Below are 13,890 nucleotides of genomic sequence, written 5' to 3'. Positions count from 1 at the left end.
ACCGGGGCCAGCGAAAAGCGCCGACCGAGGCGCGTTTACGTCACCGTGCGGTCCAGAACCCGCGATGCTGCTGCGATCAAAGCCGCTTTCTGTGCCGGTTGCGCTTGTCCAACGCATAGGTCCGCGACCGCCTCGAAGGCAGGGCGGCGCGCGGCAGCGTCGGCGTTGGCGGCCTGCTCGATGGCGTCGAGACGCTTCATCGTGTTGCGAAAGGAGCCAAAGGCCGCGCGCAGGGACAGGTCGTCGACGCGGCGCGGCGCCTTGAACCGCGAGAAGACCCACCAATGTTCGGAATTGTTGATTTCGATGGCGTAGGACATGAGCTTTGCGCAGCGCTCTGCCTGTCGATGCGCCGCATCGGGGCGGTGCAGCAGCGCGATGCCGACGACCTTCACCAGATTGCAGACGGAGTTGAAGAGGTAAGGCGTCATGCGCCGCAAATTCAAAGACGCGGCTTCGTCAAAACTGATCTGCGCCAGACGGTCGCCCTGATGCGCGCCTGTGGCCAGATCGAGGTTCATCATCACGTTCAGCGCAGAGAACACCAGATGCGTGCGGTCCTTGCGCAGCCCGTAGCCGATGGGCATGGCCAGAACCTCGTGCAGCGCGACAACCATGCGGTCCAGCCAGTCCGAGGACAGCGGCGAAACCTGTTCGGACAGCTTGTGCCCGCCGGCGATCAACGCGTAGAGGCGGTCGAATTCCGTCAGGACGGGATCTTTCGTCAGCCCGTCCAGCAGATCGAACTGTTCGCCAAGGTCGCGCGGGCGCTGGCCCTTTTTGTAGATCAGCAAGCGGGCCTGCGTGAGATGCTGCTTGCGCGGCATGGCGGCAAGCGCGGCAAGACAGTCCTGAGCGGTCTTGTCCCGGAAATCCTGACGCGTCTTGCTCATACCAGCTGACCCCAGAGGTCGTACTCCCCGGCCTCGTCGACCTCGACCCGAACGATCTGACCGGGCTTCAGGTGGCGCGCCCCTTCGTCGATGAAGAGGTTGCCGTCGATCTCCGGCGCGTCGGCCTTGGTCCGGCAGGTGGCAATGCCGTCCTCGTCCACATCGTCGACGATGACGTCGATTTTCTGACCGACCTTGGCCGCCAGCTTTGCCTCTGAAATGGCCTGCGCCTTTTCCATGAAGCGGTCCCAGCGGTCCTGCTTGATCTCCGGGGCGACGTGATCGGGCAGCGCGTTCGAGCGCGCGCCATCGACGTTTTCGTACTGAAAGCAGCCGACGCGATCCAGTTGCGCCTCGTCCATCCAGTCAAGAAGATGCTGGAACTCCGCCTCGGTCTCGCCGGGGTAGCCGACGATGAAGGTGGAGCGCAGCGTGATGTCCGGACAGGTCGCGCGCCATGCGGCGATTTCGTCCAGCGTGCGTTCGGCGGCGGCCGGGCGCGCCATGCGGCGCAGCGTGTCGGGATGCGCGTGCTGGAAGGGAATATCAAGGTAGGGCAGGATCTTACCCTCCGCCATCAGTGGAATGGCGTCGCGCACATGCGGATACGGGTAGACGTAATGCATCCGGACCCATGCGCCGAGCTCGCCCAGGTCACGGGCCAGATCGAGGAAGGGAAACTTGCTGTCGCGGTCCTTCCAGTCGGTGCCATAGGCGGAGGTGTCCTGGCTGATCACAAGCAGTTCCTGCACGCCTGCCTCCACCAGCTTTTCCGCTTCGCGCAGGATCGCCTTGGCCGGACGGCTGGCGAGACGCCCGCGCATGTCCGGGATGATGCAGAACTTGCACTTGTGGTTACAGCCCTCGGAGATTTTCAGGTAGCTGTAGTGGCGCGGCGTCAGGCTGACCCCGGTGGCGGGCAGCAGGTCCACAAACGGATCGGGCGACGGCGGCACGGCCCCATGCACGGCGTCCAGCACCTGTTCGTATTGATGCGGGCCGGTCACAGCCAGCACGCGCGGATGCACGCCGGTGATGTAGTCGGGCTCTGCGCCCAGACAGCCCGTGACGATGACCTTGCCATTTTCGGACAAGGCTTCGCCAATCGCCTCGAGGCTTTCGGCCTTGGCACTGTCGAGGAAGCCACAGGTGTTCACGATCACCGCGTCGGCCCCGGCGTAATCGGCGCTGATGCTGTACCCCTCGGCCCGCAGGCGGGTGAGGATGCGCTCGCTGTCCACCAGCGCCTTCGGGCAGCCGAGCGACACCATCCCGATGGTCGGCTGGCCATCACGGCGGGTTTCGGAAACGCGGGCACGCGCAAGGTCTGGGCGAAGATCAGGAGGATTCTGCATGAGCGGCGTATACGCCTCTGTCACGTCTCGGGGAACCCCCTCCGTTCTGGTCCGTTAGATGTCAAAGAAGGAGCCCACGATGGACCAAACGACAGAGATGATTACTCAGATCAAGCCGTTTCAGATCGTGACGGAACAGCTTCAGGGGCTGATACAGGGGGCGATTGCACTGTTGCCCAATCTTTTGGCCGCGCTGGTGATTATCCTGCTGACCGGGCTGGTGGCCTGGGGGGCCGGTGCGATGGTGCTGCGCCTGCTCAATCGGTCCAAAGCGCGTGCCTCCCTGGTCGAGGCGGTGCGCAAGCTGGTGCGCCTGACGGTCTGGGTCTTTGGCATATTGATCGCGATGACCATTTTGTTCCCGAACCTGACGCCGACAAAGTTGCTGGCGGGGCTGGGCCTTGGCTCGATTGCCATTGGCTTGGCGTTCAAGGATATTTTCGAGAATTTCCTGGCCGGGTTCCTGATCTTGCTGCGCAAGCCGATGCGCCACGGCGATGACATCGAATGTGATGGCATCAGTGGCCGGGTGGAGAAGATCACGATTCGCGACACCTACGTGCGCAAGCGGTCCGGCGAGCTGATCCTCGTGCCCAATTCGCATCTGTTCAAAAACCCGGTGGAGATTCTGACGGATGAGCCGCTGCGGCGCGTCTCGATCGTGGTCGGCGTGGCCTACGGCGAGGATGTCGACACTGCGCGGAGCGTCATTGAGCGCGCCATCACACCTGTGGCCGAACACGAGAGCGACAAGCCCGCGCAGGTGTTTGCGACGGAATTCAACTCGTCGTCCATCGACTTTCTCGTGCGCTGGTGGGTGAATTCCCCCCCGATCGACGAGCATCGCAGCCGGGATAAGGCAGTGTCCGCGATCAAACGCGCGCTGGATCAGTCCGGGATCGAAATTCCCTTTCCGTATCGGACGCTTACGTTCAAGGAGCCTTTGCCGATCCAGAAGGCAGACGACACCGAGTAAGGCAAAAAGGCGCCCGGTGGGGCGCCTTTGTCATAGCAATGTGGATGTCAGCGGCGGCGGTCGCGGCGCGCGCTCATCGGCTGGAAGGCTACGCCCACATGTGCTTCGCAATACGGTTTGCCCTGTTGCACCGGCAGACCACAGAACCAGAAGTCATCAGTGGCCGGATCGCCAACGGGCCATTTGCAGGTCCGCTCGGTCAATTCCATCAACGTCAGCTTCTTGGCCTTCTTTTCGACCTCGCTCACTTTTGCGAGCGCCTCGGGGCTGATTTCATTGGTCGACGGCTGCGGCGGCAAGGGTTGCCCCGCGGGAATGATCTGCTTGCGCGCCGGGATCGTCGCAGGGGTCGCGGCGGCGGGGGCCGGTGTCTGCTCGGGCTTGGGATCCGGCTTGGCCTCCACGGGTTTTGGCGCGGGCTTGGGCTTGGCCGGAGCGGCTTTGGGCTCTGGCTTGACCTCCGCAGACGGCGCGGGCGCGGGCGCGGCCCCTGCCCGGTTCGACAGGCCCAACCTGTGCACCTTGCCAATCACGGCGTTGCGCGTCACACCACCCAGTTCTTTGGCAATCGTGCTGGCTGACTGGCCTTCCGACCACATCTTCTTGAGCAGTTCAACGCGTTCATCAGTCCACGACATCGGAGCTTCCTACTGAAAAAGCGGCCTCGTGTCCGGGCCGCCTGAGGGTCTGTTGTTGTCCCTATTCTAAGCATCATGGGCCGAGATACAAGGCGGCGCGGCGTTTGGGTGGCAGAGCGTCGCGCAATATCAACGTACTGCGTTCGCCGCAACTGCGTCATTGACCACCATTCCGCCGCCGTCCCCGGCGCTGTACCCCACTGGCTTGGGCAGATTAAGCACAAAGGTCGACCCAACGCCCACCTCTGAGCTACAGGACAGGCTCCCACCGTGGCGCAACGCGATGCGGCGACACGTGGCCAGCCCTAACCCCGTGCCGGCGAACGCTGTCTGCGTATGCAGCCGCCGAAAGGGTTCAAAAATTTCGTTGATATATGAAGGTTCGATGCCAATGCCATTGTCGGAGATTTCGATGCACCACATTTCGGCATGGTCCTTGGCGCTGACCTCCACCCTTGGGGCCTCAGATTTGTTGAACTTGAGGCCATTTCCAACCAAATTCTGAAGCAACTGCGTGAGTTGCACCGGATCACCGCGCACCTCTGGCAGAGTGCCCCGTACGACAAGCTCGGCCTCGCGCTCCATGAGGTCTTGTCTTAGCGCGTCCTTCACTTGCGTCACGATATCGGACAAAGGAACATCTTTGCGTTCGAGCGGCGCATCGGACACGTTGCAGTGGCGGTGCAAATTCACCAGCAAGCGGTCAATATGCTCCGCCCCGTTGCGTATGAAACCAAGCGTTTCAGCATGGGTTGCCTGTGCGTCCGGCGGCAAATCCTCGAGCAGCATGTCCACCCCCCCTCGGACGGAACGCAAGGGCGCGCGCAAATCGTGCACCAGAACATGTGCAAAAGTCCGAAGGCTGTTTTGCTGATCCTCGATCTGGCGGGCCATGGCGGCGCGCGACAAGGCGTTTTTGATCGCGCGGCCCAGCCCGACGGGCGTAAACTTGTGCCAAGGATAGACATCATACGCGCCGCGTTTCATGGCATCTACGGCACTGTCCTCGCATCCGCCCGCCCCTGTCACGATAATCGCCAGAAAGGGGTCTTTCTTCAGACAGTCCTCGAGCAGCCCGTCCTGCGATGTGCCGACCAGCTGTTCGTCCATCAGGATGCAATCAACCAACAGGGGCCCGTCGAGCAGATTGATGCAGCTTTCCGCATCTGTCGCCAGACTGATTTTCAAGCCGTCTGGCAAGGCCTCAGAGACCAGCGCCGCCGTCTCCTCCCCCCGTGATGTGTCGGTGTCGACGATGAGGATCCTGGTCATGAGCGGAGCATGTCCCGGTTGCAGGGCGTTCGGGTCGGCCCCTCTGTCGCCAAGCAGCCATTCTGCGGGTTCGAGCTCATAAACCGGTCTCCGTCACACAATATCCAGAGAGAGCAATTTTTTTTGCCTTGCGTCAGCACGTCCCCCACCGCGCTGACTTTGTCGCACGATCAGGTAAGCAAAAAGTTAATGACGTTGGACCGCCCCTCAAGACCTGCAACAGTTGCGTTCCGTCGACGGCAGGCTTCTGGACACAGCGCCGAAACTTCGCCATCACAGAGACACCGGATTGGGGAGATTTCAGATGGCAGACGGAACTTTTGCAGTGCTGATGCTTGTGCTCGGGCTGACCGACATGGGCGTAAATCATTGCGGCACAGAAACAGGCTGCCTTGGCAAGACGCCGACCGAAGGCCGCATCATGATCTCTGGCGGGAATGTGTTGGAGCGTCACGCCGAACCGGGCGCCGAGGTCTATCTGCGCTACGACCTGCCCCATAAACGCGGCCCCTTTGGCGAAGCCATCGGCCTGTCCATCGGTGAAGATGGTGAAACATGGGTCGGGTTCGGCCAGACGTACAAGATGCAGCTCGCCTCGACCCCGCTGTACGGTGAATTGCACGCGATGCCGGGGCTGTATTTCGACAACGGCGGTTACGACCTCGGTGGGCCGATCGAGTTCCGCTCTGGCGTGGAGCTGGGCTGGGAGACGCGCGGCGGCCTGCGCATGGGGCTGAGCTATGACCACAGGTCGAACGCCGGGATCTACGACGAGAACCCCGGCATCGAAACGGTGGCTTTTCGCGTGTCCATCCCGACGCGCTGAACCTCAGCGCTTGCGGCGTTTTACCCCGCCGCGCTGACCCGGCTTGCCCGCGGTTGACCGGCCACGCACCTTGACGGCCTCTTCGGAGGCCTTCTCCACCGCTTGTTGCCGGGCAAGTGGGTCGTCGGACACCGCGAGTTCCACCGCTTCGAGGCGCTTGACTTCGTCGCGCAGACGCGCGGCCTCTTCGAATTCTAGGTTCTCCGCCGCCTTGCGCATGTCCGTGCGCAACCCGTCCAGCACCGCCTGAATGTTCGAGCCCTGATGTTTCGGGTCGATCTTGGCCGTGACGCGGGCCTGGTCGGTGTCGCCCTGATAGAGACCGGCCAGAATGTCGTCGACGTTCTTCTTGACCGTGGTGGGCGTGATGCCGTGTTCGACGTTGTACGCGATCTGCTTTTCGCGGCGGCGATTGGTTTCACCAATCGCACGCTCCATCGAGCCGGTCATGCGGTCGCCATACATGATGACGCGGCCTTCGGCATTTCGCGCGGCGCGGCCGATGGTCTGGATCAGCGAGGTTTCCGAGCGCAGGAAGCCCTCCTTGTCCGCGTCGAGGATCGCCACCAGCCCGCATTCGGGGATGTCCAGACCTTCGCGCAGGAGGTTGATCCCGACCAGCACATCAAAGGCGCCAAGGCGCAAATCCCTAAGGATTTCAATTCGTTCGATGGTGTCGATTTCGGAGTGCATGTAGCGGATCTTGATCCCCTGTTCATGCAGGTATTCGGTCAGATCCTCGGCCATGCGTTTGGTCAGAACGGTCGCCAGCGTGCGCTTGCCTTCTGCGGTGACTTTGCGGATTTCGTCGAGCAGGTCGTCCACCTGCATCTCCACCGGGCGCACCTCGACCACCGGGTCGAGCAGACCTGTGGGACGGATGACCTGTTCGGTGAATACGCCGCCGGATTGCTCCAGTTCCCACGCGGCGGGCGTGGCGGAGACAAAGATCGACTGCGGGCGCATGGCGTCCCATTCCTCGAACTTCAGCGGACGGTTGTCCATGCAGGACGGCAGGCGAAAGCCGTGCTCTGCCAGTGTGAATTTGCGCCGATAGTCGCCCCGGTACATGCCGCCGATCTGCGGCACGGAGACGTGCGATTCATCGGCAAAGACAATCGCGTTGTCGGGAATGAACTCGAACAGCGTGGGGGGCGGCTCACCGGGGGCGCGGCCCGTCAGGTAGCGCGAATAGTTCTCGATCCCGTTGCAGACGCCGGTGGCCTCCAGCATCTCGATGTCGAAGTTGGTCCGCTGTTCAAGCCGTTGCGCTTCCAGCAGTTTCCCCTCGCCCACCAGCTGATCGAGGCGCTGGCGCAGCTCTTTCTTGATGGAGATTACCGCCTGATTCATCGTCGGGCGCGGCGTCACGTAGTGGCTGTTGGCATACAGGCGGATGCGCTCGAACGTGTCGGTCTTGCGCCCGGTCAGCGGGTCGAACTCGGTCAGTGCCTCCAGCTCTTCGCCAAAGAAGGACAGCCGCCATGCGCGGTCCTCCAGGTGGGCTGGCCAGATTTCGATCACGTCGCCGCGCACGCGGAACGACCCGCGCTGAAACGCCTGATCGTTGCGCTTGTACTGCTGCGCCACGAGATCGCCCATGACCTGCCGCTGGTCGTATTCCCGGCCGACAAACAGGTCCTGCGTCATTGCCCCGTAGGTTTCGACCGACCCGATGCCGTAGATGCAGGACACCGAAGCCACGATGATGACGTCGTCACGTTCCAGCAGAGCGCGGGTGGCCGAGTGGCGCATCCGGTCGATCTGCTCGTTGATCTGGCTTTCCTTCTCGATGAAGGTGTCAGAGCGCGCAACGTAGGCTTCGGGCTGGTAATAGTCGTAGTAGGAGACGAAGTATTCCACCGCGTTGTCAGGAAAGAAGCCCTTGAATTCGCCGTACAACTGGGCGGCCAAGGTCTTGTTCGGCGCAAGGATGATCGCGGGGCGTTGCGTTTCCTCGATGATCTTCGCCATGGTGAACGTCTTGCCCGTGCCGGTCGCCCCAAGCAGCACCTGATCCCGGTCGCCGTTGTTCACGCCCTCGGTCAGTTCCGCGATCGCCGTGGGCTGGTCCCCGGCGGGGGAGAATTCGGTCTTGAGAAAGAACTGCTTGCCACCTTCCAGCTTCTCACGCTCTCGCACGTCCGGCGCCGGCGAATGCAGGATGGGCATGGATTGCGGGCTGTTGTTGTGCATCTGAGGTGTCCTGACCGGGGCTGTCCGCATGGAAATAGGGTCAGTGGCGGCCCACGACCACCCCTGCTGCTGCCGGAAAGCGTCAGGAGGGGCCTGCGATCGGTGATCCAAGGCGCGTGACGGGGCGTAACTTTTACAAGGACTGGTCCTTCAACACGCAGAAGACGATAAGCCCGACTTCTTTTCCCGTCGAATCAAGGTCTCCTCCCATGCCGTCTCAAAGCACCTTCGAGGTCAGCCTTCCCGACAGGATCGAAAGCGCGACGCCTTGCATCACTCTTTTGAGAACGTCGCCCCACCTCCTGTATGTCCGCCCACCTGTTTCGCTCAGCCGCGATGTCCTGCTGCCTCTTCTGAAGCAGATCTGTGCAACGTCGGATTATCCCGCGAATGTCGCAACACTGTGGGATCTGCGCGGCTGCGATTTCGCCCAATGCACCAGCGACATGGTTCGCACATTGGCGTTTGATCTGCAAAAACTGCCGGACCGTCGTGGTGCACGACGCGGGATCCTCGTCGATTCGGATGCCGGCTTTGGAACGGGCCGCATGTTCCAGCAAACGGTCGACGGCTACCGAATCGAAGACCAGAACAATTTTATCGTTTCATATTCTGCCGAAGAACTCATCGAAGCGCTGTCGAAGACGACATGAGACCACCGACTTTGGTCGACCAAGCTTTTGCACCCGTCGGGAAGAATCGCCTTTCCTGAGTTGGTTACAGATGATTTCGCGGGGATGGCCACCCTGCCGCCCAAAGATAAACAAGTGTTTAACCGTTGCGTGAAATCGCACCAGAGATGTATCTTTCTCAGGCAAGCAGCCGACGGCGTGCCGCCGCCACAAGACCCACCCCTCGCTCCCCGTGGCGACTGGACCGCAGCCGAAAGGCTGCTTGCGCCCTGTGACGAAGGCCGTGAAAATTGGCATTGCATCAACGGTTGCTCTCGGCTCGAGAATTTCAGATAAGCGATGGTGATCACAGGAGGTGTGGACATGCGCGCACGCATCTATCAGCCCGCGAGAACGGCAATGTCGTCCGGGCAAGGCAAGACAAAACACTGGTATCTCGACTATGTGGCCGATGAGGCCAAGTCGATCGATCCCTTGATGGGTTGGACTTCTTCGTCGGACACCCAACAGCAGGTTCGCCTGCGGTTCGACACCAAGGACGCCGCGCTCGCCTACGCCAAGGAGCATGGCATCACTGCCACGGTCACCGAACCGAAGAAGCGCAAGGCCAACCTCCGCGCACGCGGCTACGCCGAAAACTTCGCAGTGGACCGGCGGACGCCCTGGACGCACTGAGATTTTGTAAATCGGGATCAAGTTGCGGCCAAATAGGTCACAAGATCCGGCCGAGGACAATTTTGAAGAACGTGGATGCACCCGCGTTCAGTCGGCTTCGCGGTTAGTCCCTTCAGCATCTGGTCAAGTGAGACGCTTCGACCGACCATAGGCTCTCGGATGGACTGGCTTGGACGGTGCGCATGGTGCGCTTGTTGAAGCGACTGAAATGAGAGGCCGATCGCTTCGGCGAGGGGTAATCAGAGAAAGCAGATGAATGCGCAAGGGGTGTCGGGCGAAACGTACCGCCTGCTGTCCCTGGGCTGCTCTCTGAAAGACGGTGATAGAGGCGCTGGGGTAGACGCTCCGGCGCCTTTCGCGTATGAAAGGGATGTGCGCGCTTCGTGGCATGAAGCGGCGGATCCGGCGGAGGGCCCTTGTGCCCTCCCCGTATGAGCCTGAGCATGGCGCATTGCGGCTGGCTCGGAGGGTGAGACCCTGGACACGAGGTCGCTTAGAAGCAGTGGGAACTCCAATGAAGACCATTGAGCCGACGCAAGCTGTCGCTACGATCCTCAGCCGATATCAGCGGCGGAGAAATTGTCAGGTGCCCGTCACAGCAACAGATATCTACGCCGATACCCTTGCTCGCGTCTGTGGAGACGACGTTGACCTCGACCCGGTCGAACGGGGCCTCATCCACCTCAAGCGCCAGAAGGTGATTTCCGGCCGAAGACTGGTCGCGCTTCTTGCTCGCCATCAGCGCGAGATCAGACCTGAGTGACGCCTCCAGGGGGCTTCCTGGGGTGCTGGGCTCAACACCAGCTACGAATACACGAAGCGTCATCGCTCTTGGGGGCGAATGGTTTGCCTCAAGGGCCATAGTCACCGCTCACGCCCGGGGCTGCAAGATGATCTGCCCTGGCTCAAAGGGCGGGAACCGGAAGTTCGCTGCAGGCGCGAACGCCCCCTTGTCATTAGGTGGAAGCGGACCTCTAGCTAGGACCGCGCCCCTCGGTGCGGCGCGAACTACACAGGGGCGGGATGCTGACATTCGCTGCAATCTGCACGAACGGCAGCTTTCAGAAAACTCAAAGTTTAGTTGCGGTGGTCGATGTTCCTGTTGCAAGTTACCTAACTAAAACATCATGGTGCCATAGTCATTGGGAAGAAGTCATGGCAACCGCATTAGATTCAGACCGCGCACTTGAAAAAGAGGATCTCGACAAATTCGGTTTTGTTGGGATGGCAAAACGACTTGCTCCATCAATTATAGAAGCATCAAAAGGCGATGGCATGGTGATCGGCCTGGAAGGCCGTTGGGGTTCGGGAAAGACGTCGCTTTTAAACTTCCTACGCAACGAACTTGTCATAGCGCAGGCCGAAGGCATCTATACCATTACAATCGCGCCTTGGTTGAACGGGGATACATCATCAATGGTCGGCTCATTACTGGAGCCCATGACTGCGATACTGAAGGCCAAAGAAGATGAAATCGTTGTTGCTGGTGGCGAACAAACGAATGCAACGAAGGAACAAATGGCCGAAGTCGGTCAGCTTCTACGGGACTACGGGCCGAGGACTGCACGTAAGATTGCGTCAGTTGCTAATGTTGCTGGCCACTTCATACCTGGAGCGCAGTTCGTTGGAGAAGTTTTAAATGCTGGGGCAGACGCGGCAGATCAAGTAATGCCTGTTGGTCAAACTCCATCCGAGCTAAAGTGGAAGATCGCGCAAAAAATCCAAGATTTGGATATCGGGTTTGTCGTCATTCTCGACGATTTAGATCGTCTTGAGCCCGAGCAAGCTGTTGAGGTTGTTAGACTGGTTCGTTCGGTCGCGGACTTTCCACGCGTTGCTTACTTGATGTGCTACGATCGCGAGGTTTTAGCTCAGGCGTTAAAGACCGGCCTCAAAGTTGCAGACGGTGATCTTTTCCTTCAGAAAATTGTGCAACTTACCTTCAATATCCCGCTTCCAGAGCCATTTGATCTTCGCACCCAATTTCGAGACGAAGCAAAATCCATCTATGCCGAAGTTACGGGGAATGACGCTGACGGCGATCTCCTCAACGATTTAGGCTCAGCTGTCGACCGAGAAGGAATGGGGCTGTCTACACCACGCGAAGTCAAACTTGCTTTGAACAGCATTCGCTTTGTGTTCCCACAGGTCAAAGACGATGTATATTTCCCAGATTTTTGCCGCCTACACTTGATCAAAACCACCAATTACAAACTATATCAATGGCTTGAGGTGTATCTTTCAGTGCGCTCAGTATTGGTAACTGGAGATGCAACGGTTGCAAGTGATGAAAAGGCCAAAATGGGTGAACAGTTAAAGACGCTCTTGCCTTCCAAGAGCCCTGACTCTGGACGTTCGATCTGGAGTTTGAGACGCTTCATTCCGGGCGTAGCTGATGTGGAAGAGGCAGAAAAGCGAGTTTTTAACACGATGAATTCGGCCGCTGTTTCCGAGACTATCACGCTCAAAAGGCTCGGTAGCCCATTGCACTATCGATTTTATTTTGCGCTCACTGGTCCAAAGACAGTTATGCCAGACGATGATTTTAATGATCTTTTGGAGTTGGCGCGGGCAAATGTCGTACAGTTGACTATACGCCTTAACGAAGAAGTTATGAAGCGCCGTAGCTCAGGCAAAACGTGGTTCGAGCATGTGCTGAACCGACTAGATGACGAGTGCATAGCAGGGTTGGATGAAGCTCAGCTTGTTGGGATTGTAAAAGCGCTGTCCGGAATGATGGACGCCGCGATGGCAGAAGACGGTGAGCAGCGCGCGTTTTCTCTTTCACTTGATGGCATTGCGAACATGGTTATCAAGAGTTGCCTAAGTCGATTGCACGGTCTGAACCCAGAAACACAGGCTGAGACGGTCCGACAGATAGCAAGGGAAGGACAGGCCATAAATTGGTTGGTCGGCAAGTTTTTTAGAAGCCAACTGTTTCGCCACGGGAAAGTCGGCAATAAAGCAGATAGTCCGGACCAATGGGAAATTTCGGACGAGGTTCTGGATGAAGCCATAGAAATCTTAAAAGCGCGCGTCAGCGAACAAGCCACAAAAGAACTGATACCAAATCTGCCTGACATTTCAGCCTACCTATATGGTTGGCTAAACATAACTGAAAATGATCAAGCCATCGACTGGGTTCGAGAATACAGCGAAACCGACGAGGGGTTTCTCAGCATACTGAACCATCTCAGAGGCTGGTCTATGAGTGACAAAGTCTATTATCCGCTGTCCAAAGAGACTGTTGAAATTTTTCTCGATTGGGATGACACAGTTAACCGCTTGGAAGGCCTGAAGGACGGTGAGTTTGCTGATCGAGTTGGAGAACTTAAGTTAGCAATTAGTCAATCGAGGAATTGAACGAGGCCGACATTCTGCGCTTCTCTTGCTGAGTGTCGGCTTGGGGCCGGAAGCTTCATGACGCTCACGAGCAGCAGCCGAACCCGCAGCGTCGCGAGTCCGGCCCAAGTCCAAGTTCCTTCGTGCCAACGGCGGCAACGTGTGGGTAACAACGAAGGCACTGTTCCACGGTGATGCATGTGCCGGACATCCACTAGGAACGTAATCAAATAAAGTTCAAGCACGGGGCGAGTAAGTTGGATTCAGGATGGTTGGCGATACTAAAGGCAAGTGCTTGGCAGCTACTTGGATTGAGTTTTGCTTTGGGCGGTTTTTGGATTCTGCTGTGGATTAATATCCTTCCTCCGTCGGAATCGCCTTTTGTTGTCTACGGATTACCCTTGGCCACTCTTATTACGGGGGGACTTGGTCTTGCTTCATTGATCGAGCAAGTCACAAAATCTGTGACAGCGGCGGTAAAGAAACGTAGAGAATTAAGAGAACAGAAGCGAAAAATTGCAGAGCATCAGCGCAAATTCGTTGAGCACATAAATTACATGACGGATAGCGAGTTGGATATTTTTGGCTATCTCCTCACTCATAGCCGGAAAAGCTTCACAGCTGAAATGGACGGCGGGCACGCCGCTTCGCTTTACAAGCGCCGCTTTATTCAATCGGATGCTCAGGGCGGACATGCTTACGGGGCGTATGAATTTCCATTCTCTGTCCCGGACCACATCTGGTCGGTCTTGGAAAATAATCGAGACAGGTTTCCGACAGAATTCAAGGGCAAGAATCTGCCTTGGTATCGACGTCGTTTTTGACGGCGGGCTGACTATGCGCAGATCAGGACGCGGCCATTTGATTGGTGTTGCTTAAAGTCAACTTTACCGGACAGCCGACTTTCTCCCATCCGATGTTGCCGCACGACGTCATGAGTGTCCGGTTTCGGGAAGCTGTGACCTGCCACTGAACTTTCATCCAGCCGCGACCGGAGCCCGGTTAGTGTTTACGCCGATTGGCGCAGGTTGAGCAATCGCCCGACGCGCGGAGCTTTCATCTCGCGCAGCGGGGCGGGCGATTGC

General features: G+C 58.6%; 12 protein-coding genes. 7 read left to right on the top strand and 5 right to left on the bottom strand.

The window, feature by feature from the left end; all coding sequences use genetic code 11:
• Nucleotides 1-35: 35 nt before the first annotated feature.
• Both J4E08_RS17755 and rimO read right to left on the bottom strand, forming a co-directional pair.
• Nucleotides 36-893, bottom strand: coding sequence for a hypothetical protein (locus J4E08_RS17755; RefSeq protein ID WP_349539655.1), 858 nt, complete (start codon nt 891-893; stop codon nt 36-38).
• Nucleotides 890-2,248 (bottom strand): 30S ribosomal protein S12 methylthiotransferase RimO, encoded by a 1,359-nt coding sequence (rimO, locus tag J4E08_RS17750; RefSeq protein ID WP_349539654.1) that lies wholly within the window; start codon nt 2,246-2,248, stop codon nt 890-892. The genes J4E08_RS17755 and rimO overlap by 4 nt, the downstream gene beginning before the upstream one ends.
• A gap of 79 nt (nt 2,249-2,327) precedes the next feature.
• On the opposite strand from rimO, the gene J4E08_RS17745 reads away from it, so the two are divergent.
• The gene (locus tag J4E08_RS17745) at nt 2,328-3,224 is read left to right on the top strand and encodes a mechanosensitive ion channel family protein (RefSeq protein ID WP_349539653.1); all 897 of its coding nucleotides are present in this window, start codon (nt 2,328-2,330) and stop codon (nt 3,222-3,224) included.
• A 47-nt stretch (nt 3,225-3,271) separates the two neighbouring features.
• Here the strand turns inward: J4E08_RS17745 and J4E08_RS17740 are convergent, their stop codons facing one another.
• Nucleotides 3,272-3,862 (bottom strand): GcrA family cell cycle regulator, encoded by a 591-nt coding sequence (locus tag J4E08_RS17740; protein ID WP_349539652.1) that lies wholly within the window; start codon nt 3,860-3,862, stop codon nt 3,272-3,274.
• Between the two features lie 129 nt (nt 3,863-3,991).
• Nucleotides 3,992-5,134: an ATP-binding protein gene (locus tag J4E08_RS17735; RefSeq protein ID WP_349539651.1), complete on the bottom strand. Its 1,143-nt coding sequence runs from the start codon at nt 5,132-5,134 to the stop codon at nt 3,992-3,994.
• A 304-nt stretch (nt 5,135-5,438) separates the two neighbouring features.
• Here J4E08_RS17735 and J4E08_RS17730 point away from each other — a divergent pair, with 304 nt between their 5' ends.
• Nucleotides 5,439-5,960 (top strand): acyloxyacyl hydrolase, encoded by a 522-nt coding sequence (locus tag J4E08_RS17730; RefSeq protein WP_183966514.1) that lies wholly within the window; start codon nt 5,439-5,441, stop codon nt 5,958-5,960.
• A gap of 3 nt (nt 5,961-5,963) precedes the next feature.
• Here the strand turns inward: J4E08_RS17730 and uvrB are convergent, their stop codons facing one another.
• Nucleotides 5,964-8,156, bottom strand: coding sequence for an excinuclease ABC subunit UvrB (gene uvrB, locus J4E08_RS17725; protein ID WP_349539650.1), 2,193 nt, complete (start codon nt 8,154-8,156; stop codon nt 5,964-5,966).
• A gap of 209 nt (nt 8,157-8,365) precedes the next feature.
• Here uvrB and J4E08_RS17720 point away from each other — a divergent pair, with 209 nt between their 5' ends.
• The 5 genes from J4E08_RS17720 to J4E08_RS17700 all read left to right on the top strand — a co-directional run bounded on the left by J4E08_RS17720 (nt 8,366) and on the right by J4E08_RS17700 (nt 13,629).
• Nucleotides 8,366-8,809 (top strand): hypothetical protein, encoded by a 444-nt coding sequence (locus J4E08_RS17720; protein WP_349539649.1) that lies wholly within the window; start codon nt 8,366-8,368, stop codon nt 8,807-8,809.
• A 342-nt stretch (nt 8,810-9,151) separates the two neighbouring features.
• The gene (locus J4E08_RS17715; protein ID WP_183966509.1) at nt 9,152-9,463 is read left to right on the top strand and encodes an ETC complex I subunit; all 312 of its coding nucleotides are present in this window, start codon (nt 9,152-9,154) and stop codon (nt 9,461-9,463) included.
• A gap of 514 nt (nt 9,464-9,977) precedes the next feature.
• Nucleotides 9,978-10,226 (top strand): hypothetical protein, encoded by a 249-nt coding sequence (locus J4E08_RS17710; protein WP_349539648.1) that lies wholly within the window; start codon nt 9,978-9,980, stop codon nt 10,224-10,226.
• Between the two features lie 260 nt (nt 10,227-10,486).
• Complete coding sequence (locus tag J4E08_RS17705) at nt 10,487-12,826, top strand: KAP family P-loop NTPase fold protein (protein ID WP_349539647.1); 2,340 nt, start codon at nt 10,487-10,489, stop codon at nt 12,824-12,826.
• Between the two features lie 236 nt (nt 12,827-13,062).
• Nucleotides 13,063-13,629 carry a hypothetical protein gene (locus J4E08_RS17700; RefSeq protein WP_349539646.1) on the top strand — a complete coding sequence of 189 codons (567 nt, stop codon included), beginning with the start codon at nt 13,063-13,065 and terminating at the stop codon, nt 13,627-13,629.
• Nucleotides 13,630-13,890: the final 261 nt, after the last annotated feature.

The sequence above is a fragment of the Sagittula sp. NFXS13 genome, assembly GCF_040148795.1.
GTDB lineage: Bacteria > Pseudomonadota > Alphaproteobacteria > Rhodobacterales > Rhodobacteraceae > Sagittula > Sagittula marina.
The sequence above is the reverse complement of the archived record's forward strand: the minus strand, read 5'-3'. Positions and strand labels throughout refer to the sequence as shown.